The sequence below is a fragment of the Streptomyces sp. CNX435 genome (genome assembly GCF_059570575.1).
In genome coordinates this window covers 77,102-97,193 of record NZ_JCANTA010000017.1, presented here as the reverse complement: position 1 = coordinate 97,193, position 20,092 = coordinate 77,102, and the positions used below count along the sequence as shown (strand labels likewise).

The window sequence follows — 20,092 nt, the reverse complement described above, 5'->3', positions numbered from 1 at the left end:
AGCCGCTTATTACCCTCAGGACATGACCGCTGCCGACTCCATGGACGCCGCCGCCCGCGCCACCCGCGGCCTGCAGGGCGTCTCCAGCGAGCTGGCCGAGCGCGTGACGCAGCTGCTGGCCGCCATGCGGTCCATCGGCACCGGGTTCCAGCTGCACCCCACGCTCGACGTGATCGCGCAGACGGCGGCGGAGCTGGCGGGGGCGCGGTATGCGTCGATCGTGGTGATCGACGAGCAGAGCGGGGACCTGGACGACTTCGCGTCGTACGGCGTGGACGAGGTGGACCGGGCCCGTATCGACGAGATCCCGGACGCGCCGGGGACGACGCTGACGGTGCCCATCGACGTGGACGGGCGGTACTTCGGGGACCTGGTGCTGTCGGAGAAGCTCGGCGGCGGGCGGTTCCGGGACTACGACCTGCACCTCGTGCGGGTCATCGCGACCGAGGCGGGCATCGCGATCGGCAACGCGCGGCTGCACCGGGAGACGCGGCAGCGGGAGCGGTGGATCGACGGGGCGAACGCCGTCACGACCGCGCTGCTGTCCGGCGCGGACGCGCGGGACGCGCTGGGGGTGATCGCGGAGCAGGCACGAGGGCTCGCGGACGCGATGGCGGGGGTGGTGCTGCTGCCGCGGGCCGGGGGTGGTCTCGGGGCCGGCGGCGGTGTCGGGAGTGCCGGCGGTGCGGGCGGGGTCGGGGGTGCCGGCGGTGTCGGCGGCGGGCGTGAGGGCCGTGGGCCGCGTGAGGGCCGCGGGGCGCGTGGCGTGCGCGGGGCGGAGTGGCTGGAGGTTGCGGCGGTGGCCGGGGAGGGGGTGGCGGACCTGCTGGGGATGGCGCTGCCGTCGCACAGCCCGACGGTGCAGGCGCTGCTGGCGGGCAAGGAGGTCTTCCTCGACGACGCCGGCGCCGGCCCGCGGGCGGTGAGCGAGGTCGCGCAGCGCTTCGGGCCGTGCATGATGCTGCCGCTGCGCAGCGGGAAGCGGGTGCTCGGTGCGCTGTCGCTGCCACGGGCGCCGGGGGGCCGGCTGTACACGGAGACGGAGAAGCAGTCGGCGACGCAGTTCGCGGGCCAGGCGGCGCTGGCGCTGGTGCTGTCGGAGGCGCAGCGGGACCGGGAGCGGCTGGCGGTGTACGAGGACCGCGACCGGATCGCGCGGGACCTGCACGACCTGGTGATCCAGCGGCTGTTCGCGACGGGGATGCAGCTGCAGGGGGCGAAGCGGCTGGAGCGGGCGCCGGAGGTACGGGAGCGGATCGACGCGGCGGTCGACGCGCTGGAGACGACGATCGAGGAGATCCGGGCCACGATCTACGCGCTGCAGCAGGAGCCGGAGCAGGCGCCGACGGGGCTGCGGGCGCTGGTGCTGCGGGAGGTCGCGACGGCGGCGGCGCCGCTGGGGTTCCAGCCGTCGACGAGCTTCGTGGGGGCGGTGGACGAGCGGGTGGACGAGCGGATCGCGCGGAATCTGCTGGCGGCGCTGCGGGAGGGGCTGTCGAACGCGTCGCGGCATGCGGGGGCGGGGCAGGTGGGGGTGGTGATCGATGCGACGGCGGAGCTGCCGGACGGGCGGGACGCGGTGCGGCTGACGGTGGCGGACGACGGGCAGGGGCTGTCGCCGTACGGGCGGCGGAGTGGGTTGCGGAACATCGAGCGGCGGGCGGAGGAGCTGGGCGGGCGGGCGACGTACGGGCCGGGGCTGGGGGACTGCGGCGGGGGGACGTCGCTGATCTGGGAGGTCCCGCTGGAACCGCCGGCCGGCGAAGCGCCAGGCGGGGCTGGGGCGCCGGGCGGGGCTGGGGCGTAGGGAGCTGATCGCCGCTCACTCGCGAGAACAGCGCTCTCGGTACGGAGCGCACTGCACCCGGCGCCCGGCCTTTCCCGCGGAGCACCGCTCCCCGTCACGCCCCGTTCAGCAGCTGCTCGATGACCGCCGCCACCCCGTCGTCCTCGTTCGCCGCCGTGCGCCGCGTCGTGGCCGCCAGGACCTCCGGGTGCGCGTTGGCCATCGCGTACGACGTACCGGCCCACGTCAGCATCTCGATGTCGTTCGGCATGTCGCCGAAGGCGACGACCTCCGCCGCCGCAATCTCCCGCGCCGCGCAGTAGCGCGCCAGCGTGCTCGCCTTGCTCACCCCCCGCCCGCTCACCTCCAGCAGCGCGCTCGACGTCGACCGGGTGAACTCCCCGTACGCCCCCGCCCCCGCCCGCGCCGCGCCCAGGAACTCGTCGGCCCCGCGGCTCGGGTGGTACGCCAGCAGCTTCAGCAGCGGGTCCCCTGCCCGCTCCGCGTCCTCCGCGAGCAGTTCCTCCACCGGCGCTATCTGCCCCGGCCCGCGGTACAGCGGGTACTCCGGTTCGCGGCCGAAGCCGCCGGCGTGCTCGACCGCGAACGCCGTGCCCGGCGCAACGGCGCGCAGCACGCCGACGACCGCGAGGGCGTCGGCGACCACCAGCGGGCGGACCTCCAGCTCACGGCCGCGGTGCAGGTCGACGACCGCGGCCCCGTTGGCGCAGATGACTGTCCCGTGCCCCTGCACGTGCGCCGCGATCCCACCCATCCACCGCGCCGGCCTGCCCGTGACGAACACGACGGCCAGCCCCGCCGCCTCCGCGGCGGCGAGCGCGGCGACCGTGCGGGCGGAGACGGTCTTGTCGTCCCGTAGCAGGGTGCCGTCGAGGTCCGTGGCGATGAGCCGGGGACGGGAACGGGAGTGGGGAGAGGGAGGGACGAAGGCGGCGGCGTCGGTCACCCGGCCATCATCGCGTACGCCCCTCTCCCCGCCATCCGTCAAGCTCCCAACTGCGCCGGAGCCTCCGTGGCGATGCGCTCGAAGACGCGCTCGTCGGCGGCGAAGACCGAGTCGGGGATGGGCCAGTGGAGCACGATCTCGGTGAAGCCGAGGGCGGCGTGCCTGCCGGCGAAGTCGACGAAGGCGTCGAGGGACTCCAGCGGCCGGTCCGGGGTGAAGCCGGCGAGCAGCACCTTCTCCATCGCCGCGGTGTCCCGGCCCACCGCCGCCCCCGCCTCGGCGAGGCGGGCGGTCTGGGTGCGGATGGCCTCCAGGGAGTCGGCGGCGGTGCCGGTCGCGGACGTCTTCGGGTCGCCGGTCGTCACCCACGCCTGGCCGTACCGCGCGGCCAGCCGCATCCCGCGCGGCCCGGTGGCCGCCACGGCGAACGGCAGCCGCGGGCGCTGCACGCACCCGGGGATCGTCCGCACCTCGTGCGCCGAGTAGTAAGTCCCCGCGTACGACGTCGTGTCCTGCGTCAGCAGGGTGTCCAGCAGCGGTACGAACTCCCCGAACCGCTCCGCCCGCTCCCGCACCGGCCACGGCTGCTGCCCCAGCGCGGTCGCGTCGAACCCCGAGCCGCCCGCGCCGATCCCCAGCGTCATCCGCCCGCCGGACACGTCGTCCAGCGTGATCAACTCCTTGGCCAGCGTGACCGGGTGCCGGAAGTTCGGCGAGGTCACGAGGGTGCCGAGGCGCAGTCGGGCGGTCGCGGTGGCGGCGGCGGTCAGGGTCGGCAGGGCGCCGAACCAGGGGCCGTCGCGGAACGTGCGCCAGGAGATGTGGTCGTAGGTGTACGCGGTGAAGAAGCCCAGCTCCTCCGCCCGCTGCCATTGCGCACGGCCGCCGGATTGCCACCGCCGGATCGGCAGGATCAGGGTGCTCAGTCGCATACCGCGACCCTACGGCCTGCCTTGCGGGGGGCGCAGGGTCGCGACTGCGCGCGCGACCGCGAGGTCAGCAGCCGCCGCAGTTGTAGTACGTGACGTCCCAGTGGTTGCTCTCGCGGGCGTAGATGTTGCCGGAGCCGGAGCGGTACTGGGCGGCGCCGTCGCCGCGGTCGCCGATGTAGGTGAAGTTGCCGGTGACGTAGTTGTTGATGCAGGTGCCGAGGGAGTAGTCCAGCTTGTAGCCGTTCCAGTGGCTGTACGTGCCGCCGGCGTGGCCCGTCTCGGTGCCGCCGGTGATGTTCAGGGCGCAGCCGCTGGCGGACTTGAGCGTCTGGGCGCCCTGGGCGGAGGGGAGGTTGAGCTGCTCGAAGGAGGTACAGGTGGGGTTGTTGCGATCGGAGCAGCCGCCGGAGGACGACCAGGTGATGCCGGAGGAGCGGAACATCGACGTGGCCTGGGAGTGGCTGATCTTCGTGACCAGGGGCGCGGCCGGGGCGGCCTGGGCTGCGGGGGCCGCGACCACGGCCACCGAGGCCCCGGCGGCGAGGGCGAGGGCGAGAGCCGTGAGTGCGGAACGTACACGCATGGTGGAACCTCCTGCTGGGATGGGGGAGTTGTGGGGGATCCGGCTGAGCAGGTGGTACATCGCAGGATGATGCCCGATGTCTACGCGCGTCGCCAGGGGGAGGGTGACCGGTGTTGCGGGAACTTCCCGCCGGGGCGGGTGCGTCTGTTCCGGTGATGGATGGTGAAGGAGTACGGGACGGCAGGGACAGCAGGGACGCCGGGGCCGTCGGGGCGGGCGGGTGTCTGCTGGCGCTGCTCGGGGCGGCGGTCGCGCCGGTCGCGTGGGCGCCGCGGGCGGCGGTCAGCATCGACGGCGGGTTCGAGGGCCACGCCCGCGACCTGAGCGTGCTCTACGTCGACCTGCCGCTCGTCGTCCTCGGCGGCGCCCTGCTGCCGCTGGGCGTCTGGGCGCTGGGGCGGCGGTGGGTGCGGCGGCCCTGGGTGGTGGCGCTCGCGGCCGTCGCGGCGCTGGGGCTGGGTGTGTGGGGGCTCACCGAGTGGTGGTCGCCGCGCCGGCCGCCCGACCCCGGGTACGGACCGGGGATCTGACCGCTCGTACCCGGGGCGGGGGCGGGGAGCAGGTTCAGGCGAGGACACCTGTGTCTCTCCCGCAACGGGCACGTGAACCCGAGCCTCCTCCTACGCGGCGGAGTCCCCGTCCCCGTCCCCGTCCCCGTCCCCGTCTCCGCCTCCGCCTCCGTCCACGTACCGCAGCACTCCCCACATCGCGTCCTCGCCCCCGTCCTGCGGCGAGTGGCCGCCGCAGGCGTCGAGTTCTTCGCGTACGGCGTCCGCGTCGATCCCCGAGCCGATGAGCACCAGCCGCGTGGCCCGCTCCTCGCCGCGGCCCCAGGGGGTGGGCTGGAAGCGCAGGAAGCGGCCGACCGCGTGCAGTCCGTACTTCTGCGGGTGGCCGGGGACGCCGAAGTGGACGAAGCCCTTGACGCGGTAGAGGCCGGCGGGGCGGGTGTCGAGGAAGTCCAGCAGGCGGCGCGGGCTTACGGGCCGGCCGGTGGTGAACTCGACGCTCTCGTAGGCGGCGTGGAGATGCGTGCCGTGATCGTCGCCGGTGCCGTCTTCCGGAGTGAGGTCGGCGAAGGAGAGCTGGCGGTGGCGGGGAGCCGTGGCCGCGCCGGGGCCGTCGCCGCCCGCCGGGTCGAAGAACAGCCCGGGGTCCACCCGCCCGTACGCCGTCGCCACCACGGGCGTATCGGGGCTCAGCTCCCCGACCGCCGCGCGGACGCGGCGGAGTTCGCCGTCGTCGATCCGGTCGGTCTTGTTGAGCACGACGAGATCGGCGACGGCGAGATGGCGGTCGATCTCGGGGTGCCGCTCCCGGGTGGCGGCGAACTCGGCGCCGTCCACGACCTCGACCAACCCACCGTACGCGATGCGGTCGTTCTCGCTGGCCAGCACCATGCGGATGAGTTCCTGCGGCTCGGCGAGGCCGCTGGCCTCGACGACGATGACGTCGATCCGGCCGGTGCCGGCGAGCCGGTCGAGGTAGGCGTCCAGCTCGGCGGTGTCGACGGCGCAGCACAGGCAGCCGTTGCCGAGGGAGACCATCGAGTCGACCTGGCCGGCGACGGCCATGGCGTCGATCTCGATGCTGCCGAAGTCGTTGACGACGGCGCCGATCCGGCTGCCGCCGCCGTTGCGCAGCAGCCGGTTGAGGAGGGTGGTCTTGCCGGAGCCGAGGAACCCCGCGAGTACGACGACGGGGATCCGTCCGCTGCCCACCAGCCACCCTCCCTCCCGGCGCCGTCCGTTCTGCCGGGCGTCTCTGCCGGGCGTCTCTGCCGGGCGTCCAGCGTAGAGGGCGGGACCGTCAGCCGTAGCGCTCGATGCGCGCCTGGGCGGGCGGGTACGGGGACTGCGCCGTGGTGCCCGCCGACCAGAAGCCGGCCGTGCCCGGTATGGGGGCGAGCGCGGACATCACGGGGGTCACGCCCTCCGCCGCGGTGGGGCCGCGCTCGCTGGTCCAGGCGGTGCCGTCCCAGCGGAGGTAGTGGGCGCCGGTGCCGTCCCAGAAGTCCCAGCCGGCGATGACGGCGGGGTGCCCGGCGGCGTCGGCGGCGATGGCGCCGAGCGAGCCGACGGAGAAGGGGGCGTCGACGTCGGTCCACGCCGTGCCGTCGTAGTGGCGCAGGACGACGCCCGGGGGCTTGCCGGGCGGGCCGCCGGCGCCGTAGTCGTGGCCGGTGAGCCAGATGTCGTCGGGGGCGACGGGGAGCAGGTCGGTGACGGACAGCCGCAGGCCGAAGAGTTCGGGCAGGACGTGCCAGGAGCGGTCGTCGTAGCGGGCGACGACGAGGCCGCCGGAGACCCAGGTGGCACCCGCGCGGTCGACGTGGACGTTCCACAGGCTGGGGGCGCCGCCGTCGGCCGTCGGCAGCGCGGGCGACCAGCTCCAGCGAGTGCCGTCGGCGTCGTCGGAGCGCAGGACGCGGGAGGCGCCGTCGCGGGTGCCGGAGATGCGGAGGGTGCCGTCGGGGGCGACGGCGACGGCCCACAGTTCGGTGCCGGTCTCGCCGCGGCCGGGGAAGTCGTGCTCGCGCCAGGTGGCGCCGTCCCAGGCGAGGAGGTGGTCGGCGCCCGCCTGGTCGTAGCCGACGGCCCAGGCGGCGACCGCGCCGGCGGCGTCGGCGGGGGCGGCGGCGACGTTGCGGATGTTGCCGGTGTACGCGAGGTGCGAGACGTCGGTGGGCTGCCAGGCGGAGCCGTCCCAGGTACGGGCGAGGGGCCGGCCGGAGACGGAGCCGCCGCGGGCCTCCTCGCCCACCGCCCAGGCGAGGTCGGGCCCGGCGGCGGCGACGGCGTTGATCAGCGCGGCGGGCTCACCGGCCGGTACGGGCACCTCCCGCCAGGCTGCGACGCGGGGCCGGGTGGTCCCGGCGGGCCGGGCACCCGCGGCGGTGCCGCCGGGGGCGGCGGGGGTGATGGCGGAGCCGCTGCCGGTGGCGGTGAGGCCGAGCCCGGTGGCGGTGGTCGTGACGGTTAACCCTCTGACAAAGCTGCGTCTGCGCATGCGTGTTCTCCTCCCGTTGTACGGCCGAGCCAGAGTGACCCGCGAGTAACGAAGGGTCAACCCCGCGCGCGACCCCGCGCGCGACCGTGCCCGGAACCGGAGTCGACTCGGAGTCGAGGCCCCCGGCCACATCCAGACCACCCGGGCCGGCCTCGCCGAAGCCGACCCCGCCACAAAGCTGACACCGATGACCATGACATCGGCCCACGGCCGCTCCGTCAATGCCCGCAGCCACCCTGTGGATACCCTCGGTAACCTCAGGGTTCCGGCCCCGCTCCCCCTACGGGTCCGTCAGCCCCCGGTCGTACCCGCCAACCATCGCCAGGGCTGACGCCCGCCACGCCCCGCACCACTACCGTCTTGCAGCGTGACAGTCATCGCCACCGAGAATCTGAGCAAACGGTTTCCCCGGGTCACCGCGCTCGACGGGCTCACCCTCGACATCGGCCCCGGGGTCACGGGCCTCGTCGGCGCCAACGGCGCCGGCAAGTCCACGCTGATCAAGATCCTGCTCGGCCTGTCGCCCGCCTCCGAGGGCTCCGCCACCGTGCTCGGCCTCGACGTGGCCGCCGGCAGCGCCACCGCCGCCACCATCCGCGAGCGCGTCGGCTACATGCCCGAGCACGACTGCCTGCCACCGGACGTCTCCGCCACGGAGTTCGTCGTCCACATGGCGCGCATGTCCGGCCTGCCCGCCACCGCGGCCCGCGAGCGCACCGCCGACACCCTGCGCCACGTCGGCCTGTACGAGGAGCGCTACCGCCCCATCGGCGGCTACTCCACCGGCATGAAGCAGCGCGTCAAGCTCGCCCAGGCCCTCGTGCACGACCCGCAGCTGGTCTTCCTCGACGAGCCGACCAACGGCCTCGACCCCGTCGGCCGCGACGACATGCTCGGCCTCATCCGCCGCGTACACACCGACTTCGGCATCTCCGTCCTCGTCACCTCGCACCTCCTCGGCGAGTTGGAGCGCACCTGCGACCACGTCGTCGTCATCGACGGCGGCCGGCTGCTGCGCTCCAGCTCCACCAGCGAGTTCACGCAGAGCACCGCCACCCTCGCGATCGAGGTGACCGACACCGAAGCCCACCCCGACGGCACCGCCACGCTGCGCAAGGCGCTCGCCGGCGCGGGCCTGGGGATCACCGCGGACGGACGTCTGCTGTACGTCGACGCCGAGGACGAGGGCACGTACGACGTCGTACGGGACGCGGTGGCGGGGCTCGGGCTCGGGCTGGTGCGCATGGAGCAGCGCCGGCACCGCATCGCGGAGATCTTCGCCGACGACGAGGCCCAGCCGGCGAGCACGTCCGGCGGCGGCGCCGACGGCACCACCACCGGAGCCGGCACCGGAGGCGGCAGCGGACCCGGCACCGGAGCCGAAACCGCCACCGGCACCGCGCCGCCCCCCGCGAGCACGTCCGCGACCGACCCCGCCACCGACGCCGCCACCGACCCCGCGACCGACCCCGCAGGAAGCCCTCATGCCCACTGACGCGCCCGGCACCAGCACACCCCCCGCCGCCACCGACGTCATCCACGACATCGGCTACCGCCACTACGACGGCCCCCGCCTCGGCCGCGGCTACGCCCGCCGCTCGCTGTTCACCCAGTCCCTGCGCGCCGCGTACGGCCTCGGCCGCTCCGCCAAGTCCAAGGTGCCGCCCGCGCTCCTCTACGGCATCATGTGCCTGGTCGCGCTCATCATCGTCGCGGTCGCCGTCGGCACCGACATGGACGAACTCCCGCTGGAGTACACCGACTACGCGATCTTCCTCCAGCCCGTCATCTTCCTCTTCATCGCCGCCCAGGCCCCCGTGTCCGTCTCCCGCGACCTGCGGTTCCGGACCGTCCCGCTGTACTTCTCGCGCCCCGTCGAGCGCATCGACTACGTCGCCGCCAAGTACGCGGCGATGGCCTCCGCACTCTTCATCCTCACCGCCACCCCCCTGCTGGTCCTCTACGTCGGCGCACTGCTGGCGAAACTCGACTTCACCGACCAGACCAAGGGCTTCGCCCAGGCGCTCGTCTCCGTCGCCCTGCTCTCGCTGCTCTTCGCCGGCATCGGGCTGGCCATCGCCGCCCTCACCCCGCGCCGCGGCTTCGGCGTCGCCGCCGTCATCGCCGCGTTCACCGTGCCGTTCGGCGCCGTGAGCGCGCTGCAGGGCATCGCCTGGGAGCAGGACAACCTCGACGCCATCGGCTGGTTCGCGCTCTTCTCGCCCATCGGCCTCATCGACAACGTCCAGTCGGCGTTCCTCGGCGCGACCCCCGCCACCGCCGCCCCCGAACCCGTCGACCCGTCCACCGCGGCCGGAGTCGCCGCGCTGCTCGTCGCGCTCGCCGTCGCCGCCGGCTGCTACCTCTTCCTGCTGCGCCGCTACCGAAAGGCCGGACTGTGACCACCATCCGGATCGACAGCGTCTCCCGCTGGTTCGGCAACGTCGTCGCTGTCAACGACGTGACCATGGCCATCGGCCCGGGCGTCACCGGCCTCCTCGGCCCCAACGGCGCCGGCAAGTCGACCCTCATCAACATGATGGCCGGCTTCCTCGCCCCCTCCACCGGCGCGGTCACCCTCGACGGCGTCCGCATCTGGCGCAACGAACAGGTCTACAAGCACATCGGCCTCGTCCCCGAGCGCGAGGCGATGTACGACTTCCTCACCGGCCGCGAGTTCGTCCTCGCCAACGCCGAGCTGCACGGCCTCGGCGCCGACGCCGCCCGGAAGGCACTGGCCACGGTCGAGATGGAGTACGCGCAGAACCGCCGGATCGGCACGTACAGCAAAGGCATGCGACAGCGCGTGAAGATGGCCTCCGCGCTCGTCCACGAACCCGACGTGCTGCTCCTCGACGAGCCGTTCAACGGCATGGACCCGCGCCAGCGTATGCACCTCATGGACCTCCTAAGGAGTATGGGCGCCGCCGGCCGCACCGTGCTGTTCTCCTCGCACATCCTGGAGGAGGTCGAACAGCTCGCCGCGCACATCGAGGTGATCGTCGCCGGCCGGCACGCCGCCTCCGGCGACTTCCGCAAGATCCGCCGGCTGATGACCGACCGCCCGCACCACTACGCCGTACGCTCCAGCGACGACCGCGCACTCGCCTCCGCGCTCATCGCCGACCCGTCCACCGCCGGCCTCGAACTCGACCGGCGCGACGGCATACTGCACATCCAGGCCGTCGACTTCGCCCGCTTCACCGAGCTACTGCCGCGCGTCGCCAGGGACCACGGCATCCGCCTCTACGAGGTCTCGCCATCCGACGAGTCCCTGGAATCCGTCTTCTCGTACCTGGTCGCGGCCTGAGAAGGAGCGAAGAACGCGATGCTGTACCACCCCACCGTCGCCCGGCTCACCCAACGAGCCGTACTCGGCCGCCGCCGGGCGCTCATCCTGCTCCTGCTGCCCGCGCTGCTCCTCGTCATCTCCGTCGTCGTACGCGCCCTCGTCGGCGCCGACGACGAGGTCACCGCCGACGTGCTCGGCGGCTTCGCGCTGGCGACCATGGTGCCGCTGATCGGCGTTATCGCCGGCACGGGCGCCATCGGCCCGGAGATCGACGACAGTTCGATCGTCTACCTCCTCGCGAAGCCCGTGCCGCGGCCGACGATCATCCTCACCAAGCTGATCGTCGCCGTCGGCATCACCGCCGCCTTCTCCGCCGTCCCCACGCTGGTCGCCGGCTACATCCTCGGCGGCAACGGCAGCCGCCTCGCGGTCGCATACGCCCTCGCCGCCGCGGTCGCCTCCGTGGCGTACGCCGCCTTCTTCCTGATGCTGGGCACGATCTCGCGGCACGCGGTGGTCTTCGGACTGGTCTACGCGCTGGTGTGGGAAGCCCTGCTCGGCAGCCTCGTCGACGGCGTGAAGACGCTGAGCGTCCAGCAGTGGGCGCTGGCGGTGGGCGAGAAGATCGGCCAGGGCGGCCACCTCGTGTCCGACGTGGGGCTGCCGGTGGCGACGGTACTGCTGGTCGTGGTCACGGCCGGCGCGACCTGGTTCGCCGCCCAGCGTCTGCGGTCGCTGACGCTGGCGGGCGAGGAGTAACGGACCGGCGACGCGCCGGTCCCGCCGCCCGGCCCACCGGCACCCCCCGAATACCTGACGGCGGGCCGCGAACACGGAAAGATGGCCGACATGACCCTGCCTGCCCTCCCCGAGGAGTCCTTCCAGCGCGTGCTCTGCGTCGTCGCCCACCCGGACGACATGGAGTACGGCACGTCCGCGGCCGTCGCCCGCTGGACCGCACGCGGCATCGAGGTCGGCTACCTCCTGCTCACCCGCGGCGAAGCCGGCATGCCGAACCCTCCCGAGGAGACGGCACGCCTGCGCCTCGCCGAGCAGCAGGCCGCCTGCGCCGTCGTCGGCGTCGAGCACCTGACCGTCCTCGAACATCCGGACGGCGTGCTCGTCTACGGCCTCGACCTGCGCCGGGACATCTGCCGGGAGATCCGCCGCTTCAAGCCCGACGTCGTACTCGGTACGGGATACGCCATCGAGACCCCCTTCGGCTTCGACCAGGCCGACCACCGCGCCGCCGGACTCGCCACACTCGACGCGGTACGCGACGCGGGCAACCGGTGGGTCTTCCCGGAACAGATCGACGACGAGAACCTCGAACCGCACTCGGCGCGCTGGCTCATCCTCCCCGGACTCGAAGGCTCCGGCGCGACCCACGGCGTCGAGGTCACCGGTGAGCCGCTGCAGCGCGGCATCGCCTCGCTCGAAGCCCACGCCGCCTACCTGGCCGCACTCCCCGGCCACCCCGCCCCCAAGGACTTCATCCCGAAGTTCACCGCGATGAGCGGCAAGGCCATGGGCGTCGAACACGCCGTCCTGTTCCGCGCCCACGACCTGCAGGCACCCCCGGACTTCTTCACCGAAACCGACGAGGACTGACCGCGGCAGGCGGACGGTGACCTCAGCCGCTACGAGGTCGGATCATCTTCGACCGGCGGCGGCCGGTATCCGCCGGTACCTGGATCCCCGTGGCGGGCGATGAGCTCGGAGCGGATCAACTCCAGCAGCCGCCCCACCCAGTTCCGTCCCCTGTTGTCGGGAACGTCCCTCCAGTACGGCGACTCCGAAAGCCCGGCGTAGCGGATCCGGGCGTCCCCGGTGGAGACGAGGACCTGCGCCAGTTCGGGGTGCTGACTGAACTTCGCGCGCAGGAGCCCCGCCATGACCGCGAGCCGAACGTCCGGCCAGTCACTTCTCCGCGGTGCCCGACCGCCCAGCTCTTGCGCTTCTCTCCCGGACGCCGCCTCGCGGATTCTGCTTCTGTCGGAGGTGTCGGCCGCGCACAGCGCCCAGTAGCCGTGCAGTACGGACGCGTAGCGTTCACCCGCGAAGACGATCTCCGCCGGAAAGTCGTTGCGCAGCACGAAAAGGCCCGGTTCGCCGGGCCAACCCTGTGGGTAGACGGTTTCGTTCGAGACGAGTGCCGGCCGGCCCGCTTCCGAGGGGTCGTCGGCGTACCGAATCGCGAGCCTCTCCTGCTCACGCCGGACTGCCTCGTCGCCACGGTCGAAGTAGTCCAGGGCTTCCCGATGCATGTCAGCCGTGACCGTCGGGCCGTCGCCGCCGACGGCCTCACCGATGCTCGTGACCAGAATCCGCAGCGGACGGTCCTGGCGGTCCATGTCTCCGAGGACGTAGATGCGCAGATGCGGAGGGACCGCGAGATATGCCGCTCTCAGCATCGCTCTGTTGGCCTCGACCGGTTCCTGTTGAAAGCGACGGATCGCCTCCCAGCACCGCTGCGCCGCGGTGGGCCGCTCGTTGAGATCCTCGATCCGGTCGGCGACTTCGAGAAGGAAGCCGTCTGCCGTCAGCGGTTCACCGCGACGAGAACTCCACGTCGATTCCGCGGGAGGCGAAGGCGCCTCGGGATTCGTTACCGCCAACCGCCCCGTTGCCAGCAACTTCCGGAGGCCGGCCAGGTCGGTGCGATCACCGCAGACGATCGCGCCGTCCGCGAAGACGACCAGATCTTCGACGTAGTACGTGCTGCCGAGCTGGTGCCGTCGCCAGACATGGCACCAGGTCCCGTCGATCCTCTCTCCGTCCACCATCCGATATGTCGGTCCGTGCCATGTCATGCGCGCACGCTACTCGACGTGGTCAGGTCTGGGCCATGTCCACGAATCGGGAGTAGTGGCCCTGGAACGCCACCGTGATCGTCGCCGTCGGGCCGTTGCGGTGCTTCGCCACGATCAGGTCCGCTTCGCCCGCACGGGGGGACTCCTTCTCGTACGCGTCCTCTCGGTGCAACAAGATGACCATATCTGCGTCTTGCTCGATCGAATTGTGAATCATGATGCCGTTAGCGACGAAGTTGTGCGTGCCGAGCACCGTGGCGTCGTACACCTCCTGCTCGCCCAGGTTCTCAATCGAGACGACCTCGTCCCAGAACACATCGCTGGTCGCCAGCATCTCCAGATCCGCGCTCTGCAAGACCTCCGCGATGCGCCCGAGGCGGACTCGACCGGGCGACCTCTTGTAGAGCGCACTGCCGCAGTATCGGACGTCCAGGGCGGCCTGGAAGGCTCGTGTCGTCAGTGACTGCTCGCGTAGCTGCTCACGGACCTGCTCCCAGACGTCACGCGGAACCGTGTCGAGGTTGGGGTTGGCTCGCACCTGCCGTAGGCGCTCCACCGCGGATACGACGTGGCGGGAGCGATCGCCGTGGGCTCCGACGTCGCGCAGGAACCGGCGCTGGTCGTCCACGCCCGAGACGTCCACGGTCCAGCCGGGGCGGCCGGTGGAGTTGCCCACCGCGCGCAGCCGGGCGCGGATATCGAGCCGCAACAGCAGCAGTTGCAGGTCCCGAGCCAGCCGCTCGCTGGTCGTCGCGTAGTAGACGCGGACAGCCCCGGACTTGGACACCGTCACCGAGCCGTCCGTCGCCCACAGGTGGCGGAGGAAGAGCCGCACTTGCTCGTCCGGCAGGGCGAACAGCTCTGGCGGAAGGAACTTCTCATGTGCACGCTTGCCGTACAGCCCCATCCCGTCAAGCCAGGCAGCGATGGGATTGCGGCGGCCCCGCGCCAGGCGGAAGGGGGCGGGCAGGTAGACGTGCGACCAGGTGCCTTGGGCGACGCGCCGGGGAGTGATGCCGTAGTGGGCCGCCGCCTTCTCCACCGTGGCGAGGTTGGCCTCGTCGTTGCTCGTGTAGTGCAAGGGCTGGCGCGGAGCCACGCAGCCGTCGCCGATCAGGTGCGCAAGCATGATCACCTCGGCTTCGGGCCAGGCTTTCTGCTGCACGGGAGCATCCAGCCGCCGTGGGGTGGCGATGCGCGAGCCCGCGGCCAGCTCCCCGAGGGGGGTCCAGCCGTCGTACGTCAGGAACGGGTGGTTCGCCGTCGCCTCGATCTCCCGGCCCGAAGCCAGGCGCAAGCGGAACGTCTCCTTGACCCCGCTGGAGAACACGTGCGTCATCGTCCGAGGCACGAGCCGGAGTTGCTCGTCGAGCGACCAGACGGGAATGTCCTTCTCACCGGCGGCCAGCAGCTCGCCGATAGTGACCTCGTTTCCGGTGTCAGCCCGCAGGACGCGCGTCGATGCGGTGACGCATCCCGACTCACGTAGGTCGGAGACCATCGGCTTCTTGTCCGTGCGCTGTTCGGGGCCGCGGTTGAGCTGGGACAAGGCGATCACCGGGACCTCCAGTTCCTTGGCGAGGAGCTTGAGGTTCCGGGACATCTCCGAGACCTCCTGCTGGCGGCTCTCCGGGCGGCGGGAGCCGCCCGTCTGCATCAGCTGGAGGTAGTCGATGACGATCATCTGGAGGTCGTTGCGCTGCTTCAGGCGGCGGCACTTGGCGCGGATCTCCATCATCGACAGGTTCGGCGAGTCGTCGATGTACAGCGGGGCGCCCGTCACCTCCGGCATGCGACGGGCGAGACGGGTCCAGTCGTCGTCCGTCATGCTGCCGGAGCGCATGTGGTGCAGCGCCACGCGGGCTTCCGCGGAGAGCAGGCGCATCGCGATCTCGTTGCGGCCCATCTCCAGCGAGAAGATGACGCTGGGCAGGTTGTTCTTGATCGAGCAGGCTCGGGCGAAGTCCAGGGCGAGCGTGCTGTTGTGCGTCGGCACCATCGACCGGGAAGCAAGGTACAGGTGATCGGGATGTTCGATCTGCACGCAGCGGACCGGGACGCTGGGCACCTCGCGGACGTCAGTGACGAAGCGCTGTGTCAGGCGGCGGGTGCCGGTCTTCCTTCGCGCCGCGTGCGTGTGTCGCTTGCGCTCCAGCCGGAAGACGTCGTCGGTGGTGGTGAAGTTGACGATGTGGACGGTGGAGGTTCGCTCCGTGCGTCCCGCGACCCGTTTCGTCGTCGTGCCGCAGCGGTAGCCGAGGCTCATCACGAGTTCGCGGAAGTCCTCGGCGAGTGCCCTGCTGGTGACCGCGAACTGGACCGAGCCGGTGTTGGTGACCGTACCGTCGCTGTCGAGCAGTCCTGCGAGTAGCTGCCTGCGCTGCTCGACCGAACTCCGCAGGTAGTCCTGCGGGATGTGCTTATTGCTCAGGAGGCCGTTGTCCCGCAGTGCGACGAGGAGGCTTCCGTGTCGGCGTCGGCAGGTAGCACACCGCGGCTCGGCGAAGGACGAGAAGCATCGCTCGCCGCAGTCCACGCAGGTCGTGTGGTCGACGGGAGGGGTGGTGAAGCGAGCCTTACCACCGCATGACTGCCCGCACGTTCGGACATGAGCCGGGTTGGGGCTGAATGGCTTCCCGCAGACCGCGCAGGCTTTCGTGATGCGCCGGGGTTCTTCGACGGCGAATGTCAGGGCGAATGTGATCGTCTCTCCGACGCGCCGCACGTCCATGCCCTCATCGGCGATGAATCGGAGCACCTCTGGGTCCGCCGTCGTGATGCGGGCTGCATCGCTCGCACCGTCGCCAAGCCAGGTGCCAAGGACGTACGGCGGGATGGGCAGGGGGCGAGGGGGGAGGGCGAGGGGGGCGGTGGTGGGGATGGAGTGGTTGAGGCGGTTGTCCGCCAGGTTCGTGCAGCGCAGGCTCTCCGCGATTTCTTTTGTCGTCCGGACCGCGGCCGGGGTGCCCCTGGAGCGGCGGGACGCTCTGGTGTCCGTCAGCCACTGGTGGTCCGCGTCGGCGACGATCGTGGTGCCGTCGTCGAAGGTGACCTCGTAGCACGGGCGGCCGGTCATGACCTCTGTGGCGGCGACCACGCGGGTCGGGGAGCCGTCGGCGGCGAGGAGGAAGTCGCCGGAGCGGACCTCGCCCATCGTCGTCCACCCCGTGGGCGTGGGCAGCGGGGTGTCGAGGGCGAGCGCCTTGCCCATCGCGGGGCGGGCGGCTACGACGATCATCTGGCCGGGGTGGAGGCCGTTCGTCAGGGAGTCGAGGTCGGTGAAGCCCGTGGGGACGCCGGACATCTGGCCGCTGCGGGAGCCGATGGCCTCGATCTCGTCGAGGGCGCCCTCCATGATCTCGCCGAGGGGGAGGTAGTCCTCGGCGGTGCGCTGCTCGGTGACGGCGTAGATCTCGGCCTGGGCGGAGTTGACGATGTCGTCGACCTCGCCGTCGGCGGCGTATCCCATCTGGGTGATGCGCGTGCCCGCCTCGACCAGGCGGCGGAGGATGGCGCGCTGGTGGACGATCTCGGCGTAGTACTCCGCGTTGGCGGCCGTGGGGACGGACTGGACGAGGGTGTGGAGGTACGACGCGCCGCCTACGCGGGCGAGTTCGCCGCGCTTGGTGAGTTCGGCGGAGACGGTGATGGGGTCGGCAGGCTCGCCGCGGGCGTAGAGGTCGAGGATCGCGGTGTAGACGGTTTCGTGGGCGGGGCGGTAGAAGTCGTGGCCCTTGAGGACCTCGACGACGTCGGCGATGGCGTCCTTGGACAGCAGCATGCCGCCGAGGACGGACTGCTCGGCGTCCAGGTCCTGCGGAGGTACGCGCTCGAAGGCGGCGGGGGCGCCGGGTCCCCAGGGGTCTTCGGGGGCGGACTGGTCCGGCCGGCCGTGCTGGTCCGGCTCACGGCGCAGTGGACGGGGGTCCCCGGGCATGGTGTCCACGTAGTCCCGGTGCTCGGACACGGCGGCCCCACCTCCTCCCACCCGCCTCGCGGCGGACCTCTCAGGGCGCCCCTCTTTCTTACGGCACGCCGCTGACAATTCGTCCGCGGCGTTCCGCTTACGGCGCGTCGGTCGCCCCCCGGTCCGCCGGGGCGGGGGCGCCGCTGTCGGCAGGGGGGAGGGTCCACCGTAGGTCCGCGGCGGGCTCTGGCCAATTGCGCTATCCACAGGGGGTGTGGAAAGCGCCCGCCAACCTGTGGATTAGTTGGGGAAAGCTGTGCACGAGCCGGGGGACAGTGCTGTGGACAAGCACACCATCACTTCTCGATCACCCGTTTTACCTGCTACTTCTCCATCCACCGCCGGTGGAGGAGAAAAACTTTCCCGTCCGGGCCCCGGTTGCGGCGGACACCGTGGGTGACCGTCCCGTACGCATCGAAGTGTAAGTGGTCCATAGCCATTGCGTCTGTTACCTGTGGACTATTAGATTTGCTGCATGCACGACGTCCCCGCGGCCACCGCCGCCGAGTCCGGTACGCCCGACGAGCGGCGGCGCCGCACCCGGCGGCGGCACGACCGCGAGATAGTCACCCTCGCCGTCCCGGCCTTCGGCGCCCTCGTCGCCGAGCCGCTCTTCGTGCTCGCCGACAGCGCCGTCGTCGGCCACCTCGGCACCCCGCAGCTCGCGGGTCTCGGCGTCGCCGCCGCGCTCCTCACCACCGCCGTGAGCGTCTTCGTCTTCCTCGCCTACGCCACCACCGCGGCCGTCGCCCGCCGCGTCGGCGCCGGCGATCTGCGCTCCGCCATCCAACAGGGCGTCGACGGCGTCTGGCTCGCCGCGCTGCTCGGTGCCGTGCTCGTGGCCGCCACCGTGCCGACGGCGCCCGGCCTCATCGACCTCTTCGGCGCCTCCGACACCGCCGCGCCGCACGCGACCACGTATCTGCGCGTCAGTGCGTTCGGCATCCCCGCCATGCTCGTCGTCTTCGCCGCCACCGGCGTGCTGCGCGGGCTGCAGGACACCCGCACCCCGCTGTACGTCGCGATCGGCGGCTTCACCGCCAACGCCGCACTGAACGTCGCGCTCGTCTACGGCGCCGGCCTCGGCATCGCCGGCTCCGCCTGGGGCACCGTGCTTGCGCAGTGGGGGATGGCGACGGTGTACCTGGTCGTCGTCGTACGCGGCGCCCGGCGGCACGGTGCCGCCCTGCGCCCGCACCCGGCCGGCATACGGGCCTCCGCGCGGGCCGGGGTGCCGCTGCTGATCCGTACGCTGTCGCTGCGCGCCGTGCTGCTCATCGCGACGGCGGTGGCGGCGGGGCTCGGGGACGAGTCGGTCGCGGCGCACCAGGTGGTGCTGAGCATCTGGTCGCTGCTGGCGTTCGCGCTGGACGCGATCGCGATCGCCGGGCAGGCGATCATCGGCCGGTATCTGGGCGCGGGGGACGTGGACGGGGCGCGGGAGGCGTACCGGCGGATGGTGCAGTGGGGGGTGGCGACCGGCGCGGTGCTGGGGGCGCTGGTGGTGGCCGCCCGGCCGCTGATCCTGCCGCTGTTCACGGACGATGCGGGGGTGCACGACGTGCTGCTGCCGGCGCTGCTGGTCGTCGCGGTGACGCAGCCGCTGGCGGGGGTGGTGTTCGTGCTCGACGGCGTGCTCATGGGCGCGGGCGACGGGCCGTACCTGGCGTGGGCGATGCTGCTGACGCTGGCGGTCTTCGCGCCGGTGGCGCTGGCCGTGCCGGCGCTGGGCGGGGGGCTGACGGCGCTGTGGTGGTCGATGGGGCTGATGATGCTGACCCGGCTGGCGACGCTGTGGCTGCGCGCGCGGTCGGGGCGGTGGCTGGTCACGGGCGCCGTCCGGGCGTAGGGCCGTCGAGGGCGGCGCCGCAAGGGGCCACGCCGGGGCGCAGGGGCCACGGGCGCCGCAGGGGGCGTAGCGGCGGCGCGGGAGGGCGGCGAAGGCGCCGCCGGGGCGTGGAGGCGGCGCAGAAGAGGGCCGCACCCCCGCAAGGGTGCGGCCCGTCCTCTGTGGCTACTCGCCGTCGCGCGGCGTCAGCCGGCCACGACCTCGACGCCGACCTTCGCGTCGACCTCGGGGTGCAGCCGCACGGACACCTGGTGGGCGCCGAGGCTCTTGATCGGCGCGGCCAGCTCGATGCGGCGCTTGTCGACGTCCGGGCCGCCGGCCGCCTTGATCGCCGTGGCGATGTCGGCCGGGGTGACGGCGCCGAAGAGCCGGCCGCTGGCGCCGGCGCGCGTGGACAGGCGTACCTGGACGCCCTCCAGCTCCGACTTGACGGCGTTGGCCTGCTCGACCGAGGCGATCTCGCGCAGCTTGCGGCCGCGGCGGATCTGCTCGACGTCCTTCTCCCCGCCGCGGGTCCAGCGGATGGCCAGCCCGTTGGGGATCAGGTAGTTGCGGGCGTATCCGTCCTTGACCTCGACGACGTCGCCCGCGGCGCCGAGGCCGGTGACCTCGCCCTTGAGGATGATCTTCATGCTTCGCTCACCCTCCCTGTCAGCGCGCGGTCGAGGTGTAGGGCAGCAGCGCCATCTCACGGCTGTTCTTCACGGCCGTGGCGACGTCACGCTGGTGCTGGGTGCAGTTGCCGGTGACCCGGCGGGCACGGATCTTGCCGCGGTCGGAGATGAACTTCCGCAGCAGGTTCGTGTCCTTGTAGTCGACGTAGGAGATCTTCTCCTTGCAGAAGACGCAAACCTTCTTCTTCGGCTTGCGCGGAGGCGGCTTCGCCATGATGTC

The 20,092-nt window shown here is 72.2% G+C and carries 17 protein-coding genes; 8 read left to right on the top strand and 9 right to left on the bottom strand.

Going from position 1 to position 20,092, the window contains the following annotated elements; translation table 11 throughout:
• Nucleotides 1–22: 22 nt before the first annotated feature.
• Nucleotides 23–1,807: a sensor histidine kinase gene (locus tag T328_RS25165; protein WP_496498434.1), complete on the top strand. Its 1,785-nt coding sequence runs from the start codon at nucleotides 23–25 to the stop codon at nucleotides 1,805–1,807.
• Nucleotides 1,808–1,901: 94 nt separating this feature from the next.
• Here T328_RS25165 and T328_RS25160 read toward each other — a convergent pair whose 3' ends face one another.
• From T328_RS25160 to T328_RS25150, 3 genes are all read right to left on the bottom strand, one after another.
• A complete protein-coding gene (locus tag T328_RS25160; protein WP_496498433.1) occupies nucleotides 1,902–2,753 on the bottom strand; it encodes an HAD hydrolase family protein in 852 nt (283 codons plus the stop codon).
• A 38-nt stretch (nucleotides 2,754–2,791) separates the two neighbouring features.
• On the bottom strand, nucleotides 2,792–3,685 hold the full coding sequence (locus tag T328_RS25155) for an LLM class flavin-dependent oxidoreductase (RefSeq protein ID WP_496498432.1): 894 nt from the start codon (nucleotides 3,683–3,685) through the stop codon (nucleotides 2,792–2,794).
• 64 nt (nucleotides 3,686–3,749) lie between these two features.
• Complete coding sequence (locus T328_RS25150; protein WP_496498431.1) at nucleotides 3,750–4,268, bottom strand: hypothetical protein; 519 nt, start codon at nucleotides 4,266–4,268, stop codon at nucleotides 3,750–3,752.
• A 155-nt stretch (nucleotides 4,269–4,423) separates the two neighbouring features.
• Between T328_RS25150 and T328_RS25145 the strand changes: the two genes are divergently transcribed.
• Nucleotides 4,424–4,798: a hypothetical protein gene (locus tag T328_RS25145; protein ID WP_496498430.1), complete on the top strand. Its 375-nt coding sequence runs from the start codon at nucleotides 4,424–4,426 to the stop codon at nucleotides 4,796–4,798.
• A gap of 90 nt (nucleotides 4,799–4,888) precedes the next feature.
• On the opposite strand, the gene T328_RS25140 is transcribed toward T328_RS25145, so the two are convergent.
• On the bottom strand, nucleotides 4,889–5,989 hold the full coding sequence (locus T328_RS25140; protein ID WP_496498429.1) for a CobW family GTP-binding protein: 1,101 nt from the start codon (nucleotides 5,987–5,989) through the stop codon (nucleotides 4,889–4,891).
• An 88-nt stretch (nucleotides 5,990–6,077) separates the two neighbouring features.
• A complete protein-coding gene (locus tag T328_RS25135; protein ID WP_496498428.1) occupies nucleotides 6,078–7,277 on the bottom strand; it encodes a hypothetical protein in 1,200 nt (399 codons plus the stop codon).
• 367 nt (nucleotides 7,278–7,644) lie between these two features.
• Between T328_RS25135 and T328_RS25130 the strand changes: the two genes are divergently transcribed.
• The 5 genes from T328_RS25130 to T328_RS25110 all read left to right on the top strand — a co-directional run bounded on the left by T328_RS25130 (nucleotide 7,645) and on the right by T328_RS25110 (nucleotide 12,180).
• Nucleotides 7,645–8,772 carry an ABC transporter ATP-binding protein gene (locus T328_RS25130; protein WP_496498427.1) on the top strand — a complete coding sequence of 376 codons (1,128 nt, stop codon included), beginning with the start codon at nucleotides 7,645–7,647 and terminating at the stop codon, nucleotides 8,770–8,772.
• Nucleotides 8,762–9,679 carry an ABC transporter permease gene (locus T328_RS25125; RefSeq protein ID WP_496498426.1) on the top strand — a complete coding sequence of 306 codons (918 nt, stop codon included), beginning with the start codon at nucleotides 8,762–8,764 and terminating at the stop codon, nucleotides 9,677–9,679. The genes T328_RS25130 and T328_RS25125 overlap by 11 nt, the downstream gene beginning before the upstream one ends.
• Nucleotides 9,676–10,587: an ABC transporter ATP-binding protein gene (locus T328_RS25120; protein ID WP_496498425.1), complete on the top strand. Its 912-nt coding sequence runs from the start codon at nucleotides 9,676–9,678 to the stop codon at nucleotides 10,585–10,587. Before T328_RS25125 ends, T328_RS25120 begins: the two co-directional genes overlap by 4 nt.
• Before the next feature lie 21 nt (nucleotides 10,588–10,608).
• Nucleotides 10,609–11,328 (top strand): ABC transporter permease subunit, encoded by a 720-nt coding sequence (locus T328_RS25115; protein ID WP_496498497.1) that lies wholly within the window; start codon nucleotides 10,609–10,611, stop codon nucleotides 11,326–11,328.
• Between the two features lie 90 nt (nucleotides 11,329–11,418).
• Nucleotides 11,419–12,180 (top strand): PIG-L deacetylase family protein, encoded by a 762-nt coding sequence (locus T328_RS25110; protein ID WP_496498424.1) that lies wholly within the window; start codon nucleotides 11,419–11,421, stop codon nucleotides 12,178–12,180.
• Between the two features lie 29 nt (nucleotides 12,181–12,209).
• On the opposite strand, the gene T328_RS25105 is transcribed toward T328_RS25110, so the two are convergent.
• Both T328_RS25105 and T328_RS25100 read right to left on the bottom strand, forming a co-directional pair.
• Nucleotides 12,210–13,355: an NADAR family protein gene (locus T328_RS25105; protein WP_496498423.1), complete on the bottom strand. Its 1,146-nt coding sequence runs from the start codon at nucleotides 13,353–13,355 to the stop codon at nucleotides 12,210–12,212.
• A 49-nt stretch (nucleotides 13,356–13,404) separates the two neighbouring features.
• A complete protein-coding gene (locus T328_RS25100; RefSeq protein ID WP_496498496.1) occupies nucleotides 13,405–17,163 on the bottom strand; it encodes a replicative DNA helicase in 3,759 nt (1,252 codons plus the stop codon).
• 661 nt (nucleotides 17,164–17,824) lie between these two features.
• Here T328_RS25100 and T328_RS25095 point away from each other — a divergent pair.
• The gene (locus tag T328_RS25095) at nucleotides 17,825–19,198 is read left to right on the top strand and encodes an MATE family efflux transporter (RefSeq protein WP_496498422.1); all 1,374 of its coding nucleotides are present in this window, start codon (nucleotides 17,825–17,827) and stop codon (nucleotides 19,196–19,198) included.
• A gap of 185 nt (nucleotides 19,199–19,383) precedes the next feature.
• Here the strand turns inward: T328_RS25095 and rplI are convergent, their stop codons facing one another.
• Both rplI and rpsR read right to left on the bottom strand, forming a co-directional pair.
• Nucleotides 19,384–19,830: a 50S ribosomal protein L9 gene (rplI, locus tag T328_RS25090; RefSeq protein WP_496498421.1), complete on the bottom strand. Its 447-nt coding sequence runs from the start codon at nucleotides 19,828–19,830 to the stop codon at nucleotides 19,384–19,386.
• A gap of 19 nt (nucleotides 19,831–19,849) precedes the next feature.
• Entirely contained in the window at nucleotides 19,850–20,086 is a 237-nt protein-coding gene (gene rpsR / locus T328_RS25085; protein ID WP_018838794.1) for a 30S ribosomal protein S18, read from the bottom strand.
• Nucleotides 20,087–20,092 lie beyond the last annotated feature (6 nt).

Excerpts from the sequence above, each read along its gene's own strand:
- T328_RS25110 (WP_496498424.1), top strand. The coding sequence starts at position 11,419 with ATGACCCTGCCTGCCCTCCCCGAGGAGTCCTTCCAGCGCGTGCTCTGC.
- T328_RS25145 (WP_496498430.1), top strand. The coding sequence starts at position 4,424 with ATGGATGGTGAAGGAGTACGGGACGGCAGGGACAGCAGGGACGCCGGG.
- T328_RS25165 (WP_496498434.1), top strand. The coding sequence starts at position 23 with ATGACCGCTGCCGACTCCATGGACGCCGCCGCCCGCGCCACCCGCGGC.
- T328_RS25125 (WP_496498426.1), top strand. The coding sequence starts at position 8,762 with ATGCCCACTGACGCGCCCGGCACCAGCACACCCCCCGCCGCCACCGAC.
- T328_RS25155 (WP_496498432.1), bottom strand. The coding sequence starts at position 3,685 with ATGCGACTGAGCACCCTGATCCTGCCGATCCGGCGGTGGCAATCCGGC.
- T328_RS25135 (WP_496498428.1), bottom strand. The coding sequence starts at position 7,277 with ATGCGCAGACGCAGCTTTGTCAGAGGGTTAACCGTCACGACCACCGCC.
- rpsR (WP_018838794.1), bottom strand. The coding sequence starts at position 20,086 with ATGGCGAAGCCGCCTCCGCGCAAGCCGAAGAAGAAGGTTTGCGTCTTC.
- T328_RS25150 (WP_496498431.1), bottom strand. The coding sequence starts at position 4,268 with ATGCGTGTACGTTCCGCACTCACGGCTCTCGCCCTCGCCCTCGCCGCC.
- T328_RS25095 (WP_496498422.1), top strand. The coding sequence starts at position 17,825 with ATGCACGACGTCCCCGCGGCCACCGCCGCCGAGTCCGGTACGCCCGAC.
- rplI (WP_496498421.1), bottom strand. The coding sequence starts at position 19,830 with ATGAAGATCATCCTCAAGGGCGAGGTCACCGGCCTCGGCGCCGCGGGC.
- T328_RS25105 (WP_496498423.1), bottom strand. The coding sequence starts at position 13,355 with ATGGTGGACGGAGAGAGGATCGACGGGACCTGGTGCCATGTCTGGCGA.
- T328_RS25100 (WP_496498496.1), bottom strand. The coding sequence starts at position 17,163 with ATGCTGCTGTCCAAGGACGCCATCGCCGACGTCGTCGAGGTCCTCAAG.